General features: G+C 60.2%; 22 protein-coding genes. 7 read left to right on the forward strand and 15 right to left on the reverse strand.

Going from position 1 to position 23,959, the window contains the following annotated elements; genetic code table 11:
• Positions 1 to 6: 6 nt before the first annotated feature.
• Together ACQK2G_RS22635 and ACQK2G_RS22640 are read right to left on the reverse strand one after the other, a co-directional pair.
• Positions 7 to 1,419 (reverse strand): hypothetical protein, encoded by a 1,413-nt coding sequence (locus tag ACQK2G_RS22635; RefSeq protein ID WP_425407306.1) that lies wholly within the window; start codon positions 1,417 to 1,419, stop codon positions 7 to 9.
• Positions 1,416 to 2,525: a hypothetical protein gene (locus ACQK2G_RS22640; protein ID WP_425407307.1), complete on the reverse strand. Its 1,110-nt coding sequence runs from the start codon at positions 2,523 to 2,525 to the stop codon at positions 1,416 to 1,418. Before ACQK2G_RS22640 ends, ACQK2G_RS22635 begins: the two co-directional genes overlap by 4 nt.
• A gap of 268 nt (positions 2,526 to 2,793) precedes the next feature.
• On the opposite strand from ACQK2G_RS22640, the gene ACQK2G_RS22645 reads away from it, so the two are divergent.
• The 3 genes from ACQK2G_RS22645 (at position 2,794) to meaB (ending at position 4,934) form a co-directional block, all read left to right on the forward strand.
• Positions 2,794 to 3,321 (forward strand): GNAT family N-acetyltransferase, encoded by a 528-nt coding sequence (locus ACQK2G_RS22645; RefSeq protein ID WP_425407308.1) that lies wholly within the window; start codon positions 2,794 to 2,796, stop codon positions 3,319 to 3,321.
• Positions 3,322 to 3,471: 150 nt separating this feature from the next.
• A complete protein-coding gene (locus tag ACQK2G_RS22650; protein ID WP_425407309.1) occupies positions 3,472 to 3,948 on the forward strand; it encodes a hypothetical protein in 477 nt (158 codons plus the stop codon).
• Entirely contained in the window at positions 3,945 to 4,934 is a 990-nt protein-coding gene (gene meaB, locus ACQK2G_RS22655; protein WP_425407310.1) for a methylmalonyl Co-A mutase-associated GTPase MeaB, read from the forward strand. The genes ACQK2G_RS22650 and meaB overlap by 4 nt, the downstream gene beginning before the upstream one ends.
• Here meaB and pip read toward each other — a convergent pair.
• Positions 4,931 to 5,908 (reverse strand): prolyl aminopeptidase, encoded by a 978-nt coding sequence (gene pip / locus ACQK2G_RS22660; RefSeq protein WP_425407311.1) that lies wholly within the window; start codon positions 5,906 to 5,908, stop codon positions 4,931 to 4,933. The genes meaB and pip overlap by 4 nt on opposite strands.
• A gap of 122 nt (positions 5,909 to 6,030) precedes the next feature.
• On the opposite strand from pip, the gene ACQK2G_RS22665 reads away from it, so the two are divergent.
• Entirely contained in the window at positions 6,031 to 6,927 is an 897-nt protein-coding gene (locus ACQK2G_RS22665) for an OB-fold nucleic acid binding domain-containing protein (protein ID WP_425407312.1), read from the forward strand.
• Here the strand turns inward: ACQK2G_RS22665 and ACQK2G_RS22670 are convergent.
• From ACQK2G_RS22670 to fdxA, 4 genes are all read right to left on the reverse strand, one after another.
• A complete protein-coding gene (locus tag ACQK2G_RS22670) occupies positions 6,869 to 7,753 on the reverse strand; it encodes an RNA polymerase factor sigma-32 (protein WP_425407313.1) in 885 nt (294 codons plus the stop codon). The genes ACQK2G_RS22665 and ACQK2G_RS22670 overlap by 59 nt on opposite strands.
• Before the next feature lie 292 nt (positions 7,754 to 8,045).
• Complete coding sequence (locus ACQK2G_RS22675) at positions 8,046 to 8,909, reverse strand: hypothetical protein (protein ID WP_425407314.1); 864 nt, start codon at positions 8,907 to 8,909, stop codon at positions 8,046 to 8,048.
• A 262-nt stretch (positions 8,910 to 9,171) separates the two neighbouring features.
• Positions 9,172 to 9,675, reverse strand: coding sequence for a CarD family transcriptional regulator (locus tag ACQK2G_RS22680; protein WP_425407315.1), 504 nt, complete (start codon positions 9,673 to 9,675; stop codon positions 9,172 to 9,174).
• 602 nt (positions 9,676 to 10,277) lie between these two features.
• Entirely contained in the window at positions 10,278 to 10,616 is a 339-nt protein-coding gene (fdxA, locus tag ACQK2G_RS22685) for a ferredoxin FdxA (protein ID WP_425407316.1), read from the reverse strand.
• Between the two features lie 180 nt (positions 10,617 to 10,796).
• Here fdxA and ACQK2G_RS22690 point away from each other — a divergent pair, with 180 nt between their 5' ends.
• Positions 10,797 to 11,417 carry a DUF938 domain-containing protein gene (locus ACQK2G_RS22690; protein WP_425407317.1) on the forward strand — a complete coding sequence of 207 codons (621 nt, stop codon included), beginning with the start codon at positions 10,797 to 10,799 and terminating at the stop codon, positions 11,415 to 11,417.
• Between the two features lie 4 nt (positions 11,418 to 11,421).
• Here the strand turns inward: ACQK2G_RS22690 and purH are convergent, their stop codons facing one another.
• From purH to ACQK2G_RS22720, 6 genes are all read right to left on the reverse strand, one after another.
• Positions 11,422 to 12,975: a bifunctional phosphoribosylaminoimidazolecarboxamide formyltransferase/IMP cyclohydrolase gene (purH, locus tag ACQK2G_RS22695; RefSeq protein ID WP_425407318.1), complete on the reverse strand. Its 1,554-nt coding sequence runs from the start codon at positions 12,973 to 12,975 to the stop codon at positions 11,422 to 11,424.
• Positions 12,976 to 13,153: 178 nt separating this feature from the next.
• A complete protein-coding gene (locus tag ACQK2G_RS22700; protein ID WP_425407319.1) occupies positions 13,154 to 15,124 on the reverse strand; it encodes a polysaccharide biosynthesis protein in 1,971 nt (656 codons plus the stop codon).
• A gap of 41 nt (positions 15,125 to 15,165) precedes the next feature.
• A complete protein-coding gene (locus ACQK2G_RS22705) occupies positions 15,166 to 16,080 on the reverse strand; it encodes an NAD-dependent epimerase/dehydratase family protein (RefSeq protein ID WP_425407320.1) in 915 nt (304 codons plus the stop codon).
• Entirely contained in the window at positions 16,059 to 17,069 is a 1,011-nt protein-coding gene (locus ACQK2G_RS22710) for an MraY family glycosyltransferase (protein ID WP_425407321.1), read from the reverse strand. The genes ACQK2G_RS22705 and ACQK2G_RS22710 overlap by 22 nt, the downstream gene beginning before the upstream one ends.
• Before the next feature lie 87 nt (positions 17,070 to 17,156).
• On the reverse strand, positions 17,157 to 17,660 hold the full coding sequence (gene nusG, locus ACQK2G_RS22715; RefSeq protein WP_425407322.1) for a transcription termination/antitermination protein NusG: 504 nt from the start codon (positions 17,658 to 17,660) through the stop codon (positions 17,157 to 17,159).
• A complete protein-coding gene (locus ACQK2G_RS22720) occupies positions 17,657 to 18,337 on the reverse strand; it encodes a winged helix-turn-helix transcriptional regulator (RefSeq protein WP_425407323.1) in 681 nt (226 codons plus the stop codon). The genes nusG and ACQK2G_RS22720 overlap by 4 nt, the downstream gene beginning before the upstream one ends.
• A 317-nt stretch (positions 18,338 to 18,654) precedes the next feature.
• On the opposite strand from ACQK2G_RS22720, the gene ACQK2G_RS22725 reads away from it, so the two are divergent.
• Entirely contained in the window at positions 18,655 to 19,917 is a 1,263-nt protein-coding gene (locus ACQK2G_RS22725) for a nucleotide sugar dehydrogenase (RefSeq protein ID WP_425407324.1), read from the forward strand.
• A gap of 6 nt (positions 19,918 to 19,923) precedes the next feature.
• On the opposite strand, the gene ACQK2G_RS22730 is transcribed toward ACQK2G_RS22725, so the two are convergent.
• Both ACQK2G_RS22730 and rpe read right to left on the reverse strand, forming a co-directional pair.
• Entirely contained in the window at positions 19,924 to 21,633 is a 1,710-nt protein-coding gene (locus tag ACQK2G_RS22730) for a heparinase II/III family protein (protein ID WP_425407325.1), read from the reverse strand.
• Positions 21,626 to 22,288, reverse strand: a complete 663-nt coding sequence (gene rpe / locus ACQK2G_RS22735; protein ID WP_425407692.1) for a ribulose-phosphate 3-epimerase — start codon at positions 22,286 to 22,288, stop codon at positions 21,626 to 21,628. The genes ACQK2G_RS22730 and rpe overlap by 8 nt, the downstream gene beginning before the upstream one ends.
• 299 nt (positions 22,289 to 22,587) lie before the next feature.
• Between rpe and ACQK2G_RS22740 the strand changes: the two genes are divergently transcribed.
• Positions 22,588 to 23,931, forward strand: coding sequence for an MFS transporter (locus ACQK2G_RS22740; protein ID WP_425407326.1), 1,344 nt, complete (start codon positions 22,588 to 22,590; stop codon positions 23,929 to 23,931).
• The last annotated feature ends 28 nt before the right edge of the window (positions 23,932 to 23,959 follow it).

Raw genomic sequence — 23,959 nt, forward strand, 5'->3', positions numbered from 1 at the left:
GGAATTTCAGTAATCCAGCATGGTGCCGGAAAGGGCGGCGCGGCCGCGGCGCCGCAGCAGGTCGGCCTCGTCAGAATTCGCGACAAGTTCCAGAAGGCGGACGACGACGGCAAGGTTGGCGAAGGCCGGTTGATGGTCGTGCTTGGGTATGCGTGACAATTCCTCGACCAAAGAGACGCTATAATCGTTCAATAATTTTCTGATGTCGTCCAATTCGCTCTGGCACCCGGCCCGGATCCCGAGCTGGTCCGAAATCCGGTACAGAGCGGAAAGGGCCGACGCGCGGTTTTCCGCCGCTTCGAAAGTCTCGTCGTCAGGCCACGCGGTTAGGCCTTCCAACTTGCCGCCCCGCTTCTTTACCAGTGCCGACACAACAACCTTGTCGGCCCTTTTGAGGATCCGCGTCTCCAAGGTTTCGGCAACGGCGTTTCGACTCGCGTACATGCGTTGACCCCATTCGCCGTCGCGCCGTATGCCGATGTCGGTGGTGATTCCCTTGAAGGCGGCGGCGAAGCGCGAGGCTTTACGGACGATTTCCTCTTCACCGGAATCGAATGCGCGGGCGACCTGAACTGCGTCCCGCGCATCCTTCTCCAATGCGGCGATGACGATCTCTCCCGCAATGCTCAAATCCGTTTTCCGGATCATCGCGTCATCCCCCTTGCGGGAAAGGGAGCGAAAGACACGAAGGATCGGGAAGGGCTGCATCAAACGCCCGATAACAATCAGAAGCAGGTACATTTCCATGCCCGGCCGTTCCGATCCGACAATCTTGTAATGATCGAGGATTGTGGATACGCTTTTGCTTGTCAGAACTGCAATCGGCTTATGCGGCAGGTTTCGTTTTAGTGCCTCCACATGGTCGGCGATGGACAGTATCGCCTGCATCTCCTTGATGTCTTCGACAATCGTGTTGCCGCCCAATTGCTCTGCCAGCGTCTCATAGGCGCCAATATCGCCCTCGACCGCATCCAACGCTTCTCCCAAGGCGCCGGCCGATTGTGACCAGATCGCGCTGGCTGCCTCGGCCGCCGCTTTATCCTCGCCGGCCTTCTGGGCCGCGATGAAACGACTGGCTAGAAGTGGAAAGGTTTCGGGCATGAGTTCCTCGCTGATCCAGCGCCAGAACGGCGAGATACTTTTGCGATGGATGAAGCCCGTTCGTTTGAAGCCGACATCTTCGTTGGTGAACATGTCTTCGAAGGGAACGCATAGAATTCTTTGCGGCGTATGGACACGCGGGGCCCTGGCCGCGGCGAGATAGGGCCGCATGAGCGCGATGACGGCCTGATGCGGAAGACCGAAACGATTCTCGTTTCTGTCGAGTTCGATCCGGGCCCCGAGCTTCTTCAACTGCTCGTCCGGCAGGTTCTCGAAAAGCGACATCAATTGCTGTTTGGCCTGCTGCGGATCGGTCATGCGCGTTCAACCTTGAAAGCGCCGATCTTGTCCCTGATATCCTGATCGGTGGCCAACATCTCCGACGTCGCGACCGTGTCTTTCCAACGATTCTGGTTTTCGCGTATCGACGCCCAGAACTCATGGTTCCCGTCGGCCGACTTCCGCGGCAGGATGGGGAGGTACAAGGCAAAGAGCTCGACGAGCTCCCGTTGGTCGACACGCTCCATTCTGCTGACCGCGTCCCATTTGTCGATCAACCGCTGCCAGCCGTCTATGATGTTCGATACAGACTCGACCTCGGTTCTAAGGGCGGCCCAAGTCGTGTCCCAGTTCGTGAGACTGTCCAGGATCGATGTCCGGTATTCCTCAATGCGATCGAGGGGGGGCTGCGCGGTTGCGATTGTCTTGCGGGCGGCGACGGCGATCCGCTGCGCCATTTCCGCCGGGCCCACCGGTTCCGGAATGAGCCATTCCATCAAATCCGCGGCGAATCTTTCCATATCCGCCAAGGTAGCTCTATAGGCTGCCGGATACTCCAAGCCGGGGACCCCGACGGGCAAGATGATCTGTACCCATTGTTGGATACGGGACAATATCGCTTCGATCGGGGATCCCAGTGCCGCCGCGTGCGGTTCCAGCTGCGTTGCGGCCAAGCCCCGCACGCCTTCCAAATCGGCGCCGTCGAAATTGACGGGATCGGCATCTAGGGCGGCGAGAAGATCGTTCACCAATAAAGATTCCAACGCGAGGGTGCCGGCAAGGTCCGCCTCCTTGCGGTCGCGGGCCCGGCGTAGCAGACGTGAGCCGCCAAGGCCCGTTATACCGACGGCAAGGCTGGCTTGCTCCACGCCGGCCGGCGTGACCGAAGACAGTTCCTTCAATTCGTCCATCAGAGCGCGGTCGAAGACGGTCATGGAGAGCGTTTCGCCGATCTTGCCTTGTGGAATGACACAGGTCGTCAGACCGCCCGCAAGGCCGGGCACGAGATATTCGATTGTCCCGTTTGCGCCGTGTCGCATGCGCGCGAAGAACAGCAGCCGCGTCGTGAACGGAACGGCGGCACCGCGTTGTGCAAAATCCGACGGCAATAGCACGCTGCCCTGACCGCGTCCGGAACCTGTCATCCTGAAATTTACCCCAAAACGCCTCAGCCCCGCGCTATCGCGCGATGGCAACACCCCTCGCCGAATACAGCCATTTTACGGCCGATTCGTCGAGCTTTTACGAAATACGTACTCTCATGGTGTGTGTCGGCAAAGCCGAAAGAACCGGTCGAAAACTGGCATACTTGCAAGGCAAAGCCTAAAGTTTCCCTTGGATCGATGAAGCCGGGTCCTTGCATATGCTCGGCGGGAAAAACGACCGAATGTGAAGATCGTGAGGGAGAGTGGTTTGACGGAAATCTCGCTGGATGACGTCGCATTGCGCAGCGCCGTTCCGGAAGATGCCGCCGATTTGAAAGTAATGGGGGAACTGTTGTTGGGCGAAACCCCGTTTTTTCACCGTTTGCCGTCGGAGCGAGCCGCCTCCGTGGAGGAGATGGAAGCCGTCATTCGGTCGATCCTGGCGGCCCCCGGATGTGACTTGGTCAATGCCTGGCATGACGGCAGGCCGGTCGGCGAATGCATTCTCGTTGCCGGACAATTGAGCCGAATTCGGCACGCCGCCACCGTGGGGATCGGCGTTTTGGACGAATATCAGGGGATCGGTATCGGCCGGGCATTGATGCGGGAGGCCATGGCTCGCGCCCGCCGGGCGGACATTGCCCGTCTGGAACTGACCGTCATGGTAACGAATGAGCGGGCGATCCGATTTTACGAGCGTTTGGGCTTTGTGGTCGAGGGGCGGAAACGGGAATCGGTCAGGATTGACGGCAATCCGGTGGACGAGTTGCTGATGGCCGCGTTCTTGGCCCCATAGTTGCTTGGGAATATGCATCATGCGCCGCCGGGACCGTCTCGTATGGGATGTCTCTGCCAGGATGCTTTGCCGGGCGCTGCCCGTAGGGAGATCTTGGTGATTCACCGCGGCGCGCAGATGCGGTAAGGTAACGGGATGTTCGGAAAAATCGTGAAATCCGTTTTCCTCAACAAAGAGGCGCGCGACGCGATGGAAAAGCGCGATGCCGTGTTGCGTCGGAAAGCGGAAATGGAAACTCAAGAGCCGGATGACACCGAATCCCTTGCCGAGGCGGCGTCCAATGCCGCGCGCGAGGCGGAATTGGACGACAAGCTTCGGGACAAGGCAAATGCCACGGACCTCGATCGTGAAACGATCCGGGAAGCGATAGCGTCCGCTCATCAGGAACTCGTCGAGAGCGGCGATCTTCCCGCCACACCGCACAAGAAGTCCGGCGGTACGGCCCCTTCAAAGACCGGGGCACCGGAACGATCCACCCCATCGGCCACGGAGCATGACGACCTCGTCAAATCGGCCATGCTCATCTATCGGCAAAAGCAAAAAGTTCTGGATGATTTGGATCCTGCGTCTAAAAAGAAGCTTCGGATGATGGCCAAGACGGTCTTTGGCAGCCAAATCAAGAAATGACGCAACAACAGGTTAACGTATCCGCGCTTGCCGATGGCGTGGCGGCAGGCGACCGCCGCAGTTTGGCGCGCGCCATTACCTTGGTGGAATCCACTCGCGCGGACCATCGCGCGGCGGCGGAAGAGTTGCTCGAACGCTTAATGCCGTCGACCGGAAAGTCCATCCGTGTCGGTATTTCCGGTGTGCCGGGTGTGGGCAAGTCCAGCTTCATCGAAAGTTTCGGCGAACAGGTGACCGGCAAGGGGCACAAACTGGCGGTTTTGGCTGTCGACCCTTCCTCCAAGCGCAGCGGCGGGTCCATCCTGGGGGACAAGACCCGCATGGAGGCTTTGTCGAGGAACCGGTCGGCTTTCATTCGGCCTTCCCCGGCTGGCGCGACCCTTGGCGGTGTCGCCCGCCGTACGCGCGAGGCCATGTTGGTCTGCGAAGCGGCTGGATTTGACGTGATTTTAGTGGAGACGGTCGGCGTCGGCCAATCCGAAACCGCGGTCGCCGAAATGACGGACATGTTCCTGCTTCTGTTACTTCCCGGTGGCGGTGACGAATTGCAAGGTTTGAAGAAAGGGATCGTCGAACTGGCCGACATGATCCTGGTCAACAAGGCCGATGGTGATTTGATCGATACGGCGAAACGGTCGGTCGCGGAATATACCAGTGCATTGCGAATGCTGCGTCCGGCCTCACCGAACTGGAATGTCCCCGTATTGTCCTGCTCGGCCCGGACCGGGGACGGAATTGAAGAAGCGTGGCAGAAGATCGAAGCGTTTCGTGAGGCGCTCGGCGGCAGTGGGGAAATTGCGCGACGCCGGTCCGCGCAAGCCCTCGATTGGCTGTGGACGGAAGTCGGCGAAGGGTTGATCGCCGCCTTGAAGGCGCATCCGGCCATCGTCGCGGATCTGCCCGATGTTGAGCGCAAAGTCGCGGATGGTGCCTTGCCACCGACGATCGCCGCCCGGCGGCTGATCGGTCTATTCGCCCGCTCCTAAAGGGCGATCGCCGATTTCCGCGGCGGCAACCAATCCTTGAACCGCTCCGTGGCCGAGACGAGAGCCCGCATGGTCCCGTCCTCCGCCGCGGAATGGCCCGCGTCGGGCACCATAATCAATTCCGCATCGGGCCAGGCCTCGGATAGGTCCCGGGCCGAGGCCGGCGGACAAACCACATCGTAGCGTCCCTGGACGATGATGCCGGGCAAACCGCGAAGGCGATGGGCATCCCGCAGCAACTGGTTTTCGTGCAGGAAAAGGCCGTTGACGAAGTAGTGCGCTTCCAACCGCGACAGGGCCAGTGACGTTTCGGGACTGCTCATCGCGTCAATCGTCGCTGGGCTGGGGATCAGTGTGGAACAGCTTGCTTCATAGCGGCTCCATGCGGCTGCGGCGGGCATGTGGACATTCGGATCGGGGTCGCAGAGCCGCCGGTAATAGGCGTTCAGCGGGTCTTTCCGCTCCCCCTCGCTCAAATGCGCCATGAAACTGTCCCAGGCTTCCGGAAAGAACTGGCGCATCCCGAACATGAACCAGTCTACTTCTTTCTGGCGGCACAGGAAAATCCCGCGCAGGATCAATCCGGCGCAGGCCGCCGGATGCGCTTCCGCATAGGCCAATGCCAGGCTCGAGCCCCAGGATCCACCGAACAGCAACCATTGATCGATGCCCAAAAACCGGCGCAGCGATTCCAGGTCGCCGATCAGACTATGGGTGTCGTTGCCTTGCGTCTCCGCATAGGGCGCGGACTTGCCGGCTCCCCGTTGGTCGACGAGGACGATGCGGTAGAACTTCGGGTCGAAGAACCGGCGATGCCCGGGCGAGAAGCCTGCGCCCGGACCGCCATGCAGGAAAAGGACCGGATAGCCCTCAGGGTTTCCGCATTCCTCCCAATAGATGCTGTGCGGTGCGGTTACCTGCAGGTGTCCCGACTCGTAGGGTTCGATGGCGGGATAGAGTTCAGTACGGGGCATGGGGAGTTCCGAAACGGTGGTCGCGCCTGCGGAATATAACGGCTAGTCCGACCGGCTATCCACTTATAATGTTGAATTTCCCGATCTTTTTCTTTGACCCGGAAGCAGAAAGTCAGGAACCGATGCGTGGTCGAATTGAGGGGATGTTTGCCGTTCCGGTCGGTCATGCGGTTGCTGCCGGGCTATTGGTCGCAATCCTGGGTCTTGCCGATCTCGAGGGGGCGGCGGCCGAGGATTCCATGACCGGGTCGCCAGGTCCCAAGACCCTTCATGTATCTGACGCGAAAATGCTGCCGGATGGCGCCTTGTCCCTGAGGGATGGACAGGAAATCGTTCTGACGGGTCTCGATGTCGGACTAGGGCTGGCGCCGGCGAGTAAGGCGTTCATCCGCGAATTGCAGGCGCTGCAAAACGCCGGACCATGGCGTCTGATTGCGGCTGAAAAGGATCGATATGACCGCCTTGCGGGGCGTTTTGAGACATCCGACGGCGTCTGGGTTCAGGAACGGTTGCTTCGCTTGGGTTTTGCCCGCTATGGCGGTGGCGTTTCAAGCGCGGACGAGCGAGCGCTATTGTTGGCGGCGGAACAAGCGGCGCGGGCTGCTTGGCGGGGCGTCTGGCGGAACCCGCGCTATCGGGTTCGTCCCGCGGACATCCCGGACGACATCTATAATGGATTTCAAATCGTCGAAGGCCGAATCGTTACTGTTGGGCGCAGCAACGGCACGGTTTTTCTGAATTTCGGCGAGGATTGGCGCACAGACTTCACGGCCGGCGTGTCGTTGCGGCTTCGCCAGAAGGAAATGCCTCTCACCGCCGACGGCGCGCCGATCTCCGTATACGATCTGGAAGGGCAATTGGTCCGCCTTCGCGGTGTCGTTCGCCGGTACAACGGACCGTATATGGAGATCGCGGCCGCCGACCAGATCGAATTACTGGATGAGCAACAGGCGGATCCCGTCAGCTTTCGATCATCAAGTCCTTCGGATCGTCGACGCGCTTCAGAATCGACGCTTTAAGTTTGCCCAGAGCGCGGCTTTCCAACTGACGGACGCGTTCCTTGCTGACGCCGAGCCGCTGGCCCAGCTGCTCCAGGGTCGCGCCGTCCTCGACCATGCGGCGTTCGTTGATGATCACCTGTTCCCTGTCGCTCAGCTCTTCGATCGCCTCGGCGAGCCAGGTTGACCGCGTCTTCGCATCATGGGTTCCGGTGACGGTCACTTCGGGATCCGGACGGGTATCGGCCAGGAAATCCTGCCAATCATCGTCCGAGCCGTCGGCGATCGTCGCGTTCAGCGACTTGTCGGAGGCCGACATGCGAAGCTCCATCGACTCAACCTCGCCGATGTCGACATTTAACTCTTGTGAAACGAATTCTCGTCCCTCCTGGGTCATTCTGCCGTTCGGTGCGTCGCTGATCCGGGCCCGCAATCGGCGCAGGTTGAAGAACAAGGATTTCTGCGCCGCCGTCGTGCCGGTACGGACGATGGACCAGTTGCGCAGGACATAATCCTGCATGGCCGAGCGTATCCACCAGGAAGCATAGGTCGAGAATCGCACGTCGCGTTCCGGTTCAAAGCGGGCGGCGGCCTGCATCAGGCCGACATTGCCTTCCTGAACGAGATCGCCCATCGGCAATCCATAGTTCCGGAATTTCGAGGCAGTGCTGACGACGAGACGTGTATAGGCGCGAACCAGTTTGTGCAGCGCTTCTTCGTCCTGTTCATACCGCCAGCGTCGCGCCAGGTCCTGCTCTTCGTCGCGGCCGAGAAGCGGCTCGTTCATCGACTTGCGAATATAGGACATGTTCGCGCGTTGTGTTTGTGGATCGTCGATATAGGCCATGTGACACACTCCCTCCTAAAGACTACCGATCAAATGAACCCGCCTGATACTATATTTACCAAGTCTTACGGTTGGTTATTACGATTAGACCAAATCGCCACCTCACATGTCCGAGAGGAAATGGGGAAACGGGCCCGCCTGCCGGCGGAAAGACAGGTCGGCGTTTAAGAAAAATATATTAAAAACAGTGAAATAGGCTTGTATATTAGAAGCCAATTTACGATTGAAGAACCTTGGGAAAGGGAGAGTTGATCGCGGTAACGGGCTGTCCGCTCGGCTCAACAGCGATGGATCAGACGGTAACGATATCTTCCAAGGAACCGTCGCGGGACAGACAGACCCCTATGAGCGTGCCGCCGCGGCCGGCGCCGCCATCGATGGATATGGTGCAGTCGGTCTCGACCAGCCCACGATGGTCCGGGTCGTATCCGCGGACGACTTTTCGGAACCCCCGATAGGGTTGATCTATGTGTTCGAAACACCGTGGCGCCCACCAAAGGGCATCCGCCTGTCCTTGTAGCGGTTTGGTATTGTCCAGACCCGCCGCGACGAAAAGGATGGATTCCTCTTCGGTATAGGCCGCGCGTTTCAATTTCGTGATCAGAATTTCATGGCCTGCATGGGCTTTTAACTGCCGCCGGATATCGGTCGTCCAATAGGTCAGGCCCAGGGTGCCTTCCTTGGCGGCCTTGTAGCCGGCCGCGGCATCCGTGCCATAGGCCAGCAGCGTGGATTCCAAGCCCCTGCGCAGCATCCAATCCAGCAGATCCTGTGGACGGGCGGCAAATTGGATTTGCAGGAGCTTCTGGAACATCTCCTCCTGCGCACCCCGCAGCATCACGAAATCGTCTTCATGTACGAAAGGGGGCCTGGCCATAAACCAGCAACGGAAGCGAAGAATTTCCGTCAGCACTTCGGTCACGTCATTTCCGTAACCCATATAGTTGCCGAGATACACCATGCAGTCGCCCGGCCTGAGGCGCGCGGCAATGGCATCATGCAGCATCTCAAGTTTGTAGATCTCGCCGTGTATGGCGCCGACAGTCCAGATCCGTCCTTCCGACCCGGGAACAGGTTTTCGCAGGATAGGATAAAATTGATCGACATTTCCGCGGGAACGGACCTGTGTGGTCGTACTATGTGATGGCGCCGCCATGCGCTGTCCGGTTCCCCCGCCGAATGCTGCGGCCGACTTTCCGGCCGGAGATTATGGTATTGCAAGACGTTGGAAGGCTATCGGCTTTGGCGGCGACTGGGAAGCCCCTGCAACGGGGAGAATAATGAGTAGATAGGTAAACCAGAGCCAAAGATCGTAGGCTTGGGTACCTTCAAAAAAGTCGAGACCCGCTGCACGCACGGGCCCCGACGAAACTATTCATTCGCCGGCGCGTTGCGCCGGCCGAACGGATGCCGACCGATTAAGCCGCGGCTTTCTGCAGCATGTCTTCCAGCTTTTCGGCGGCTTCTTCCTCGCCTATGGCTTCTACTGCCGCGAATTCACGGGCCAGCCGGTCCAGCGCCGCCTGGTAAAGCTGCCGTTCACTATAGGATTGATCCGGTTGGTTGGCGTTCCGGAACAGGTCGCGGACGACTTCCGCGATGGCAACCGGATCGCCGGAATTGATCTTGGCTTCGTATTCCTGAGCGCGGCGCGACCACATGGTCCGGCGCACGCGGCTCTTGCCCTTCAGGGTCTTCAACGCGGATTTCATCTGGTCGGGGGAGGACAGTTTCCGCAGGCCGGAATCGTCCGCCTTCGCCACGGGAACACGCAGGATCATTCGGTCCTTGTCGAATTCGATAACAATCAGCTCAAGGGTCATGCCCGCAATTTCCTGCTGCTCGATGCCCGTGACCTTGCCGACGCCATGCGTGGGGTAAACGACATGATCGCCAGCTTGATACTTTGTGCCTTTCGACATTCTTGCCTCAATCCTTGTTTGCAAAATCCACATACCGGAACCGCGACGGCAGTGCCGACACGAAACCAACTTACAAAGGGCTCAAAGCCCATATGGATCATTCGAAACGATCCTCGGTCTTCCCGGGCCGGTGTCGTCCGGCTCCCGTATTTGACCGATCCAGAAACTCGCTTGGTTCCCACAAAAACCGGAACCACAGACAGGCCGTGACCACAGACAAAAAGGTCCTACACCGCCGCGTCTTATGGACAAGACGCCTCGGACCGGTCCTTCATCATCGGTCGGTTGATCCGCCCGATCTCCATCCCCGTTTCGATCGTGCAACCGCCTGATCGCAGAAACGTCAGGACTTGCTGAACCAAGGTGATGGTGGCGCTCTCCATGCCATTCGGGGACCGAATCGGCCGAAGAAAAACGCCCCGGGCGATCTACGCCAGGGATCTTTCCGCCTACTTTGTTTGATATGTATAACACAAAAAAGGGGCCTTTCCCAGCCCCTTCATAGCGCAATGCATTTGTATCATGGACTTACCGCATTGCGGCATTGCCAATTCCGGTCCCTGGGACGGACCGCCAGGGTCCGTCCGGGTTCCGGAAAAGGGTCAGTTGCCCTGTCCCGGGGCTTCCGAGAAAAACTGCTCGAACTTGTTCTCAACCTTGGCAAACTCGTCGGCATCGTCCGGCGCATCGCCTTTTACCGTGATGTTCGGCCATTTTTCCGAATACTCCCGGTTCAGCTCCAGCCATTTTTCGGCCTCACCTTCCGTGTCCGGCAAAATCGCTTCGGCCGGGCATTCCGGTTCACAGACGCCACAGTCGATGCATTCATCCGGATGGATCACCAGCATGTTCTCGCCTTCATAAAAGCAATCGACAGGGCAGACTTCCACGCAATCCTGATACTTGCACTTGATGCAGGCCTCGGTGACCACATAGGTCATGCTTCTCTCCTCACTCTACTCCGTCACGACGGCGAAACATCATGCGCGCTGTCGCGGGGGACCGTCCAAATTGGCCGACAGGTATATCGCATTCAACTTGCTGGGCAATACCATTTCGCGTTAGGCCGGGTATGACCAGCGCCAAGTGCCGTCAAACGGCGGTGATCAGAAAGGTGACTCATGGAAGATCCGCGTCGTAGCTCACCGGCTTTTACCCGCAATGCCGAGCCGATCCTGGACGTCCTGGCGCGTCTCTTGCCGGATGACGGGCTGGTGCTGGAAGTGGCCAGCGGGCCGGGAGAGCATGCAGCCTTTTTCGCCTCCCGCCTCGCGGCGGATCGCACCGTCTGGCAATGGCAGCCAACCGATCTCGATCCCGATAATCTGACCAGCATCGATGCATATGCGCGGGCGGTGGACCGCGGCGGGCAGATCCTGCTGCCGGCAAAGCGCCTGGATGCGACGGAGGAAGACTGGCCGGTCGCCCGGGCCGCCGCCATGGTCTGCATCAACATGATCCATATCGCACCCTGGGCCGCCTGCGAGGGATTGTTGCGCGGCGCCGGAAAAGTGCTGGCACAAGGCGGACCGCTGTATCTCTATGGTCCTTACAAGCGGGAGGGGCGCCATACGGCGCCGTCGAACGAAGCTTTCGACGCCTCTCTAAGGGCGCGCAATCCCGAATGGGGTGTCCGCGACCTGGACGACGTTTCGGCGCTGGCGGCGGCCAACGGCCTCCGTTTCGAGGAGGCCGTCGATATGCCGGCGAACAACCTGTCGGTAATCTTCCGGAAACTATAACGGCTTAGTGCCGGAAATGGCGCATGCCCGTGAAGACCATGGCAATACCGGCTTCGTCGGCCGCCTTGATCACTTCTTCATCCCGCATTGAACCGCCCGGCTGAATTGCCGCGGTGGCGCCGGCTTCAATGGCGGAGAGCAATCCGTCTGCGAAGGGGAAGAAGGCGTCGCTTGCCACCACGGAATTCTGCGTTCCCTGCTGCTGCTCCGACTTGATGGCGGCGATGCGCGCGGAATCGACCCGGCTCATCTGCCCCGCACCGATGCCGACTGTCGCATTGTCGCGGACATAGACGATGGCATTGCTCTTCACATGTTTGCAGACATGCCAGGCGAACATCATGTCGCGCCATTCGTCTTCCGTCGGCTCGCGTTTGGTGACGACCTTGCATTCCTCTCGTTGGACGTGGCCATGATCTGCCGTCTGGGCCAGGAAGCCGCCCGAAATCGTGCGTAACACGTTTTGCTCGGAGGTTGCCTTCGGCATTTCCCCGGTGACGAGGACGCGCAGGTTCTTCTTCTCCGCCAGGATGACAAGCGCCTCGTCCTCGACCGCGGGGGCGATGATCACCTCCAGGAAAAGGTCCGTCATCTTTTTTGCCAGGGCCGCGTCGATCGGACGATTGACGGCGACGACGCCGCCGAAAGCCGAGACCGGATCGCAGGCAAGCGCCTTGTCCCAGGCGTCGGCCAGGGTATCCGCCGTGGCGACGCCACAGGGATTGGCGTGCTTGACGATGACGATGACCGGTTCTTCGAATTCGGCGGCGGCCATAAGCGCGGCATCGCCGTCGTTATAGTTGTTGTAGCTCAACTCCTTGCCCTGCAACTGCTCGGCGGTTGCGATGCCCGGCTCGTAGGGCGTGCGCCGGTAGACGGCGGCTTTCTGATGCGGGTTCTCGCCATAGCGCAGTTCCTGCTGACGGCGGCCCGACAACGTCGACCTTTTCGGCCACAGGGTTCCCTGCTGACGCGCCAGCCAGTCGGAGATCGTGGCGTCATAGGAAGAAGTCCGCGCATAGGCTTCCCGGGCCAGCCAGGCGCGCAATTCCGAGCTGACGGCGCCGTTGTTTTCGTCCATGTCCTGGACCACGGATTCGTACTCGCCGGGGTCGGTGACGACGGAGACGTAAGCGTGGTTCTTCGCCGCGGCGCGAATCATGGCCGGGCCCCCGATATCGATATTCTCGATACAGGTCGCATAATCGGCGCCCGATGCGATGGTCTCGGCGAAGGGGTAGAGGTTCACCACCACCATGTCGATGGGGTCGATGCTGTGTCCTTCCATCGCGGTCCGGTGTTTCGGGTCATCCCGATTCGCCAGGATGCCGCCGTGGATCATCGGATGCAGGGTTTTGACCCGGCCATCGAGTATTTCCGGGAAACCGGTATGGGCGGACACTTCGGTGACGGCCAACCCGGCCTCCTTCAAGGCTTTCGCCGTGCCGCCGGTGGACAGCAATCGAACCTTGTGCCGGGCCAGCGCTGTCGCGAATTCGATCAATCCGGTCTTGTCCGACACGGAAATCAGCGCGCGCGCAATGGGTTTTTCGGCCATCAATCTCTCCTACGTTCTGCCGTCAAAGGGCTTAAGCGGGCTTGATACTGGTTCCCGCCGTTAGGTCAATGCCGGGAAGAAACAATCTGCGTCAAAGGGTGCCCGTATGTCGGCGTTTCGCTACCTCGATAGGAACTGCCAAGCGATGTCCCAAAAAACAGCGTCGAAATCGGGGCGCCTAGCGGGCGGCATGGCGGTCGGCCGTTTCGGCATCGCCATGGCTCTGTTCCGCCAACAGCGACGCGACGCCTGTATCGGGCTTGTATTCGGGCACCAATTGACACAGCAACCGCAAGGCCGTTGCACGATCCCGATCGTCAGCAAGGTCGCGCAAGCGGTCCAGATCCCCGGACAGGGATTCCAATTGACCGACCCTTGGCGCCGCGAGCGTCATGCCCGTGGTGTCGCCTTCGATCCTTTCCTCCTGGTCGTGGAACAATTCCTCGAACAGTTTTTCGCCCGGCCGGAGATTCGTGAACTCGATCGCGATGTCCTTGCCCGGCTCCAGCCCCGCCAGCTGGATCATCCTATTGGCCAGATCCAGGATCTTTACCGGTTCCCCCATATCGAGCACGAAAATCTTGCCGCGCGTCTGGTCTGCGTCGCGCAGGGCGGTTGTTGCGGCCTGAAGTACCAGTTCGACGGCCTCGCGCACCGTCATGAAATAGCGCTTCATCTCCGGATGGGTGACGGTCAGAGGTCCGCCGCGCTGCAGTTGCTTCTGAAAAAGCGGCACGACCGACCCCGTCGATCCGAGCACGTTTCCGAAGCGGACGGCGACGAAACGGGTATCGCCGTTTCCGGTCCGCCGCCCGATCGCGTCCATCGCCTGGATATAGGCTTCGGCAAGGCGTTTGGTGGCCCCCATCACGTTGGTCGGGTTCACCGCCTTGTCGGTGGAAATTTGAACCATGCATCGCACACCCGCCGCCCGGCAGGCATCGGCGACGATCCGGCTGCCCATGACATTGGTCAGGATCCCTTCCAGCGGATTGGCTTCGACCATGGGCACGTGTTTCAGGGCGGCGGCATGAAAAACGATCTCGGGCCTTTCCTGCTCGAACGCGGTGCGGATCCGGCCGGGATCCCTGACATTGCCCAGGATGGTCGCGCGATCGACGGTCGGAAAATCGGTGCTCAATTCCTGATCGATTTCGTAGAGATGGAATTCCGAGTTATCGAGCATCGCAAGGCGGGCAGGGCCCAGGGCCGCGATCTGCCGCGTCAATTCGGAGCCGATTGTCCCGCCTGCGCCGGTGACCAAGACCCGTTTTCCGCGGACCATGGCGTCGATCGCCGGACGGTCGAGCGCATTCTGCGGCCGGCCGAGCAGATCCTCGACATCGATGGGCCGGATGCGAATGCCGCCATCGCCGCCTTCCGAACGCAATTCGCTCAATTTCGGCAGGCGGGCGACGGTCATGCCATGGTCGGAGGCCAGGTCCTGCAATTCCCGAACCGCGGATCCGGTGATCTTGTCGGTGGTGATGACTAGACGTTGGGGTTTGGGATTGAAGGCCTTCTCGGTCAGCATCTTGCGCAGCGTCTCGATGTTGCCCTGAACGGTCGTGCCGTGGATGGCGCGCCCGACGCGCGACCCCTTCTGATCGAAGATGGCAAGCACGCGATAGGCGGCATTCCGGGTGCGCTTCATGTCCCGGAGAAACAGTTCGGCCGCATCGCCGGCTCCGATCAGAATGATCGGCACGGCGTTGCCGCTGGCCGCAAGGGCCATGCGGTCCAGGCGGCGGTCCTTCAGAATGCGATAAATGAAGCGCGGCCCGCCCAACATCGCGATGAGCAGGAACCACTGAATGATGGGTACGCTGCGCGGGAAGTGTTCCAGCCGGGCGATCAGAAACAGAACCGGCACCAGGATCAGGATCGCGATGGTAACCGACCGCGTGATCGCAACCATGTCGTGGACCGAAGCATAGGCCCAGACGCCCTGATACATCTTGCCGAGTTGAAACACGACGGCGGCGATGGCGACGAAGGTGACCGTTGCGCCAAAAAGCAGATTGTCCGCGTAGAAGTCAAAATCCTGCCCGGTGCGCAGCCATAGGGCCAGGGGAACGGATGCCCCTGCCATGACCAGGTCATGCAGATATGCAAAGCGCGCGCGCTGATGATGGGGCAGCAGTTTCATGGTCTGTTCATACTGAGCCCCGCGTGGCGCGGCAAGCAGCCTCAATACCCACGGTTCCGCCCCATACCTGTCCCAGTGCGGTACGATGCAGCGGTTTCCGCCAATCCCTCTGCCAAGGTCTGTGGCGGCGACCACCCGGGCGGCCAGCCTGAAAAGGTCAGGTCGCCGGTCAGTCGATCGATTGCGGCTTTCCGGCCGGTGACCGCGCCGAGGGCTTTCAGCAGGCAGACCGGGACAGGCAGCAGTATCGGACGCTTTCCCAATGCCGTGCCGATCGCAAGGACGAGATCCGGTGTGGACACCGGTTGCGCATCGGTCGGGCAATAGATGCCGGGACGGCAATCCAGTGAGTGAATCAAGGCATCGCTCAAGTTTTTCAGCGAAATCAGGCTGCGCCTGTTGCGGACCATGCCCAGCGGCAGCGGTATTCCCCGGTCCACGGCTTTCAGCAGGGCCAGGAAATTCGCCTTCACGCCGGGCCCGTAGACGAGAGGTGGCCGCAGGATGACACTGTCGACGGACGGCGCCCGCGCCAGCAGTCCTTCTTCCGCCGCAAGTTTGCTGCGGCCGTAGGGATCGGTCGGCACCGGCGGCGAGGACGGATTCAGGTCGAGGCCCTGTTCCCCCATCGCCTTGACCGAACTGACATAGACGAAGCGGCGTATCCCCGCTTCGATAGCCTGGTCTGCCAGAGCCAGTGTCGCGTCCCGGTTGACCCGATCATAGGCAGCGTCCGGGTTGTCTTCTTCTTCCCGCATGACATGGGCGCGGCCGGCCAGATGAATGATGCCGATGGTATCTTCGTGCAGGAAGGGGCGCCAATCGGTGTCGGGCCCCAATGGGCCGGTTTCGGCACGCCCGACCGCATCGACCATGAAACCGCGGCCGCGTAGCAATGGGGCGAGATAGGTTCCGACGAACCCTGTGGCCCCGGTCAGGAGGATACGACCGGCCATTTTACCATCCACAGCAGAAGCAGAGCGGTCGTCACGATCGCGCCAACCAGACAGGGAACTGGATAACTCGTCGCGAAAAAGGCAAGGGCGACCAGGATGGTGTTCGCGACCAGGATCGCGGTGCTCACTTGGGCATGACTAAAGCCCCTTTGCACGGCGCGTTGATAGAAATGCTCCTTGTGCGCCCGCCAGACGGCCTCTCCGCGCAGGGCCCGCCGCGACAAGGTGATACCCGCATCGGTCAAATAATATAGCGGGAGGATCAGCGCAGGGGCCCAAGCACCCCGCGCCGCAAGGCCCAGCAGCAGGGCCCCCAATAGGAAGCCGATGGGTATGCTGCCGACATCGCCGAGAAAAATTCGTGCCGGGTGCCAATTCCATACCGCGAAACCTGCCGCCGCCGCCAGAATCACCAACGCATAAGGCCCGTCATCGGCCGACAATCCGGTATCCAGCCGCAAATAAGCGATCAAACTAAGGCCGAGTGCGATCGCACCCGCTTCGACGGCGGAAATACCGTCGATACCGTCCATGAAATTGAAGAAGTTCAGGAAACCGAGCCACAGCAGAGCGGATACGAAAAGATCCGCCCAGTGAGGCAGAAATCCTTGAAAAACCAATCCCTGACCGGTCAGCCAGACCAGTCCGACGGCGACCGCGACCGACTGAATCCCAAGCCGCAACCCGGCCGACAGCGAATGTACATCATCGCGCCAGGAAACCAGGACCAAGAGGAGCGCCGCGCCGATCAGAAAGACGGTGCCGGCGACGGGGGTGAGGAATTGGATCACGGCCCAGGCGACAATAACGCTGGCTGAAACGGCCAACCCGCCACCGCGGGGCGTCGGCGTGCTGTGACTGGACCGGTGAACGGGATGGTCCAGGATCGCCTTGCGTGTCAGATAGCCGATCAGCATCCGCACGCCGGCACAACTGGCGACGAAGGCGGCTATGCCCAGGATGGCGTCGGGGAGATAAGCGGTCGACATGGCCTGCTTATAGCCTGCGTCGCGGGGCCGGACCAGAATCGAAACCGCGTTTGCGGAAGCCCGTGAGTAACGGGCCGGAATAGGCTATCAGGCCACTTTCCGAACGCAATCCGACTCGATCGCGACAGAGAGATCGCGACCCAGTAGGTTGAGCAGAACCACGACACGTTCCTTGTCGGACCGGCATTTGAAGATACCGGTACGGTCGCTGAACGCGCCATGGGTGATCTCGACCGCCTCGCCCGGTTTGAAGGATACGATATCGGCCAAGGGCACGATCCCGTCTTCGCGCTCGCGCTGCCGGATCTCGTCAATTACGGCGTCGTCGACATGTGCCGGGCGGTCGCCGAATGAGATCAGCCGGCTGACGCCATAGGTGCTGTTGACCGCGCGCCATGGCGCGTTGTCCAGGTCCAACTGAACGAAGATATAGCGCGGGAACAAAGGAACGGTGACGGTGGAAAGGCCGCGGGCGTTGCGTCTGCGCATCTGTGCGCGGGGCAGATAGGCGCGAAAGCCCTGGCGTTCGAGGTTTCCTTCCGCCAGTCGCTCAGCCCCCGCTTTGGTGTGTGCTACATACCAGCGTTTCATCGAAGCCTCTCCGGATCCGACATTGCATCGGGTCCTGGTTGCTTTTCGTCTTTATCGCTGATTCGCAGCAGGGGAACATGCAGAACGGGTACGTCCGGATGCTCCCTGCGCAATTTGTCGTACCGTCCCTGCGGGTCTTTCAGGGTCGTGACCAACAAGGCGTCTACAGGACCGAGCTTCTCCACGGAAGCGAAAACCGGGTTGCCTGCGAACCGTTCGATTCTGACAGTCGAATCGACGATCCCGGCCAGTTCCACCGTCGAATCGAGGGCGGATAGGGCAACGATTTCAGCCAGATCGCTGACGCCGACCAAGCCAATTCTTTTCACGCCGGTATGTTCGCAATTCTGCAGCAGATCGGCGCATTGGACCTTGGCGCGGCGGAAGAACTGGAAGGACGATGTGAGGTATTCCGACGTCAGGCGCGACTTCTCTGCGAAGCCCTGAGGCGTCAGATAATATGCGTAGCGGTTGGAGGGAACCTGTTGGACCTTGATCAGACCCTTCCGGACGCAGCGTTTCAGATAGGCATTCGCCAAGCCCAGCGCGATGCCCAGGTCGCCGGCGATGCTTCGTTGCGTAAGCTTGCTGTTCTCTTCGACGGCGTTGAGGATGCCGAGCGTTATTTCGCCCTCGCTGTCATCCATCGCAACGCTGCGGGAAGCTTGGTCGCTCATCGGTATCCGGTATTTCGCTATTTCGCCGGGCGACGGTTGCCCGTCCGGCGGAGGAGTTGCGTTCACGTCGTGAACATAGGGTGTTCACGCGATGAACGTCAAGAGTCCCGGATTGGCCTGCTGCAGGAGCCGCCGCGCGAGAAGATCAAACGGCCCCGTTGCGGGACGCGTTTGACAGGATGGATCGTCAAGGATAGTGCACCGGCTTGCTAGATGCCCCCCGATTCGGCGCATTCTGCGGTGAAACCGGTCGGAAACGGGCGGGGCAGGGCGGCAGCGGCTGATCCCGCGCGGACGAAACGAAGTGAGATGCAGATATGGATCGTTGGAAGAACCCGACCATCGCCGTGATTGGCCTGGGCTATGTGGGCTTGCCGTTGGCGGCTGCCTTGGCGCGCGATTTCGACGTCCTGGGCTTCGATATTGATGCGACGAGAATTCGGGAACTGAATGCAGGGCATGACCGCACGAACGAATTGACGCCGGATGCATTGAACGCATCCAAAGCGCGGCTGACCGATGATCTTGGCGCCTTGCAGGGCCACGATATTTTCATCGTCACGGTGCCGACGCCGGTTTCGGAAGACAATGAACCCGATCTCACGGCGGTCAGGAAGGCGGCGGAGACCGTCGGAACAGCCATCGGCAAGGGGGGAATCGCGGTCTTCGAAAGCACGGTTTATCCCGGTGTGACGGAAGATGTTTGCGGGCCGGTGATCGAGGCGGCCTCCGGCCTGAAGTCCGGGACGGACTTTTTCCTCGGCTATTCCCCGGAGCGCATCAATCCGGGTGACAAGGTTCACACCGTCGACAAGATCACCAAGGTGGTTGCCGGCCAGACGCCGGAAGTGGCGGCAACCCTTGCCCGTATTTACGGATCGATGAACGGAAACAGGATCCATATAGCGCCGGATATCAAGACCGCCGAGGCATCGAAGGTCATCGAAAACGCCCAGCGCGACATCAACATCGCCTTCGTGAATGAAATCGCCCTGATATTCGAACGCATGGGGCTGTCGGTTTACGATGTCCTGGACGCGGCGCGCACGAAATGGAACTTCCTGGATTTCAAACCAGGCCTGGTCGGCGGACACTGTATCGGGGTCGATCCCTACTATCTGTCCCACGCCGCCCAGCAAATGGGCTATGATCCGGACGTCATCCTTTCGGGAAGACGGATCAATGACGCCATGGGTGCGGTTCTGGCGGAACGGATACACAAAAGCTTGGGAATCGATGCGGCAAAAATCCTTGTCCTGGGTATTACTTTCAAGGAGAACGTCCCGGATATCCGCAATTCAAAGGTTATCGACGTTATCCGCGCATTGGAACTCTTCGGTCATTCTGTCAGCATCTACGACCCGTTGGCGGATGTTGCGGAAACCAAGCACGAATACGGCGTCGACCTGATCGATAGTCCGGCAAATGGCTACCATGCCGTCGTCGGTGCCGTGCCCCATGCGGTTTTCGACGAATTGAAGGTTTCCGAGCTACTGGTGCCGGGCGGTCTTGTCGCGGACATCAAGGGAATCTGGCGCGGGATGGATCTCGGCGACGGGGTTCGTCGGTGGAGTCTGTAACAGCGCCTATTTCTGAGCTTCCCGCCGGATCGCCCATTTGACGATACGCTCGCCTTCGCGGGTTTCCCCGGACAGAACCAGTTGCTGCGTGCGACGTGCATCGCCACGACGCCCCATATAGATGCTGTCTTCAAGCCTGATTGCGGCGCCGCCGGATCGGAACCGCCAACCGGCGCCGCTCGGCAACCTAAGCAGAGCCGCTTCGTGGTTCGCCAGCAGAGATGCCTGAACGGACGGATGAAGATGGAAGCGTATCTCAAATCGTCTCGGCGTCACCGGCTGGTTCGGATCGGCGGGGACCAACCGATCTTCACCGCGCAGGTCGCTGCCGTCCTCGTTCAGGAAGATCCGCCGGAAATGCTTGAAGCCCAGCGGCTCTATGAACCCGTCATGCTGCATTTCGAGCAAACAGCATCCCTCCGCGTCCTTGCGGTCCTTGGTCACATGGGCGCGCCGGGCACCGAACCCGTCGTCGGAAAGGGCGCTTGAATTGGTCAGGGACAGGGACAGCGTGGAATGCGCGGGAGTGGAACGCTGGGCTTCCCGCCATGCTTCGTCGTCGTGGACCGTCGCACCGCAATTCACGATCACCCGTTCCTTACCCGTGCTGAACTCGAAGGAAAGCGCACCCGCATGGGAATGGCTGTCCCAACCGGGCTTCGGAGGGGCTCCGGCATCGACAATCACCAGGCTCTTTCCCGCTTCAAGACGTTCGAACCCGGCATAAGGCGCGGAATTGAAAGCGCGGCCGGTGCTTTCCGCCAATTGCAGCACCCGGTCCGTCACAGAGGGGTCGCCTTCGACGCTGCCGTTGAATAGCGCAAGTCCACCATCGCCATGGCGCAGGAAGCGGACCATCGGCGCCATCCGGTCTATGGCGGTCTGCAAACCGTCGGGGATGACCAGATGCGCCTGGGTCAGGCAATTGCGAATATCGGCCATCTGGCGCAGCACGGACACCAATATCGAGGGATTGCGCTCCACATGGCCGCCATCCGGTAGGATCTGACGATCCAGTTCCGCTGCGAGTATCCGCAAAACGGAATCAAGACGTTTGCGCTGGTTGGGTAGGCAGATCGCGGCGTGGACGGTGCCGGTCAGGGCCCGAAGCCGATCGGCGCCGTCGCATTCGTGGGGGGCGATGCGGCCCAAATGCACCGCCTGCCGTGCGAGGCTCTTGCGAACCCGGCGCTGTACCATCTCGTCCGCCGAGCCAAAGAAAAAATCATAATAAGTCAGCCAGGAGGCGACGCGGGAACCCAGAACTGGTGCCCGCCATACGACCGGCGTCCAGTCGTGATTATGGTCGATCCAGTCCATGATCAGGCCTATGCCCTTGCGTCGTGCGGCCTGATCGCCGGCGGCTGCCAAATCAGCAAGCCATGAAAAACCATGCAACGCCGCATGCCATGAGGCACGAACGCCTTCTTCGGACCAGATGTCGGAGTTGCGGCGGACCGTCTGTCCGGCCAGGGGAAACACGCCCCCCAGGATGGTTGACCCGATCCTGGCGTCACCCCGCCACGGGGCTTTGTTAGCGAACAACAGCGGGCCGGGGTCGTCGTCTCCCAGCGTCTTGCTGTATCCAGGCAGGGAACTGCCCAATCGCGTCAAGCGATAGACCATTCCCGACCAGATCTTGTCAGGAGCGGAGGAGGAGGCTTCCTCAGCCCTTTGCTGGTCCAAACCCGGCAGGTCTTCCACCCGGTCAGTCATCCCCACGCAGCTTTCGGATATTGTCCGCATAGGCGGTTGGACCGCCCTTGAACGTTGCCGTTCCGGCCACCAGGACATCCGCGCCCGCGTCGATCGCGCGGCGCGCGGTTTCCGGATTGATGCCGCCATCCACTTCCAGATGGATGTCCAGGCCTTCCTTGTCGATCCGCTTTCGAACCGCTTCGATCTTCTTCAATTGGCTTTCGATGAAGGACTGTCCGCCGAAGCCCGGATTGACGGTCATGATCAGAATCAGATCGACCATGTCGTACAGATAATCCAGCATCTTCGCCGGCGTTGCCGGGTTCAGGGAAATGCCGGCCTTTTTGCCGAGCCGGCGGATCTCCTGCAGCGTCCGATGGACGTGCGGGCCGGCTTCCGGATGGACCGTTATGATATCCGCCCCGGCATCGGCGAAGGCTTCCAGATAGGGGTCGACGGGCGAAATCATCAAATGCACGTCGAACGTCTTCTCGGTATGCGGCCGAAGCGCCTTTACCACCGGCGGACCGATCGTCACGTTCGGCACGAAATGACCGTCCATGACATCGACATGAATGAAATCCGCCCCGGCCGCGTCAATGGCGCGAATCTCTTCGCCGAGTTTCGCGAAATCGGCGGACAGGATGCTGGGCGCGATGCGGATCGGACGCATCTTCGAAGTAGGCATGGTATGGGTATCGGTGAGCATGGCTGTTAGGTAGTCCTTTGCCCGACCGGGCGCAAGCAGACGTTCGGAGCGCCAAATGATTAGTTTTTTCAATCTTTTGAAAGAGCGGAAATAAGGCAGTTTTCCGCGCATTCGCCCAGATCGACGAATCGCCCATCCGCATCCGTCGCGGCGGGATTGCGCGTCGTCGTTACTGCGATAGTCTCTGCGGCGGGGCGAAGGCAAACAACCGGGCGCGCGCCGTCGGGGTGCCGCGCGATCCGGGACGCGATGGGGAACCGTTTATGTTCGAAGCCATAAAATCGGCCTGGGCCCTGTTTCTCGGGCTAGCCTTCATCATGCTGGGAAACGGGCTTCAGGGCTCACTGGTAGCGGTACGCGCCCAGTTCGAAGTTTTTAATACATCCACCATCGGTGTGGTGATGGCCGGTTATTTCGTCGGCTTTTTTCTCGGTTCGGTACTGGTGCCGCGTCTCGTTGCCCGCGTCGGGCATGTCCGCGTGTTCGGCGCCCTGGCGTCGCTCGCGTCCTTCGGCGTGCTGGTCTATCCGATATTCGTCGATCCGATTACCTGGTTCCTGATCCGCGTGCTCACCGGAATTTGTTACGCGGGCCTCTATATCATTTGCGAGAGTTGGCTGAATGACCGGGCTACCAATGAGACCCGCGGCCAATTGTTGTCGATCTACATGATCATTTCCCTGCTTGGGATGGCTGGTGGACAGTACTTGTTGAACCTCTACAGCCCGGCGGATTTTCAGCTTTTCACCATTGTTTCCGTGTTGATTTCTCTATCGGTCGTGCCGGTTCTGGTCTCCGCGGCACGGGTGCCGGAATTCGAAGCGCCGGAAACCATGGGACCAATTCGTCTTTACAAGGCGTCGCCGCTGGGGGTCGTCTCGATGATGCTCGTCGGCATGGGAGCAGGCGTGATCATGGGAATGGGTCCGTCCTACGCCTATCAACAAGGCCTTACGGTCGCAGAAGTCTCAATTTTCATGAGTGCGATCTTTATCGGTGGGTTCCTGTTCACTTGGCCGATCGGCAAACTATCGGATCTCATGGACCGTCGAACCGTTATTGTGATCACGGCTGGGGCGGCCGTGGCGATTGGGGGTGTCGGCGCTACGTTTGGCAGCGAAAACAAGGTGCTTGTCTTCATCATCGTCGGCATAACAGGCGGGGTAACCTTTCCGATCTATTCGCTGGCCATCGCGCATACGAACGATTTTTTGAGCACCAAGCAAATGGTGGCAGCGAGTAGCGCGCTTGTCATGACCAACGGGCTCGGCGCGATGCTGGGACCGAATATCGGCGCGGGCGCGATGGAAGCTTTCGGACCGGAAGGGTTCTACATAGCGATCGCCGGCATTCATATTGCTATGGCGGGTTTCGCCTTATGGCGGATGACCCGGCGCTCTGCTCCGCCCACAGAAGAGCAAAGCGCCTTCGTCGCCGTGCCGCGGACAACGCCGGTCGCCGCGGCGATGAGCCCGGAATACGAACACCCTGAAGATGAGATGGAGCCGGAGGATCAGGATCTGGAGGTTTCGGACGACCTTCCGGAAACCCATGATGAGACAGCTTCGGCGGAAGACACCAAAGGGCACGCAGACGGCAAGCCTTGAGCTTGCCGTCCCGGCCGCTGTCGTCATC

Source organism: Hwanghaeella sp., from assembly GCF_965227365.1.
In the GTDB taxonomy this organism is placed as follows: Bacteria; Pseudomonadota; Alphaproteobacteria; order UBA8366; family Aestuariispiraceae; genus Hwanghaeella.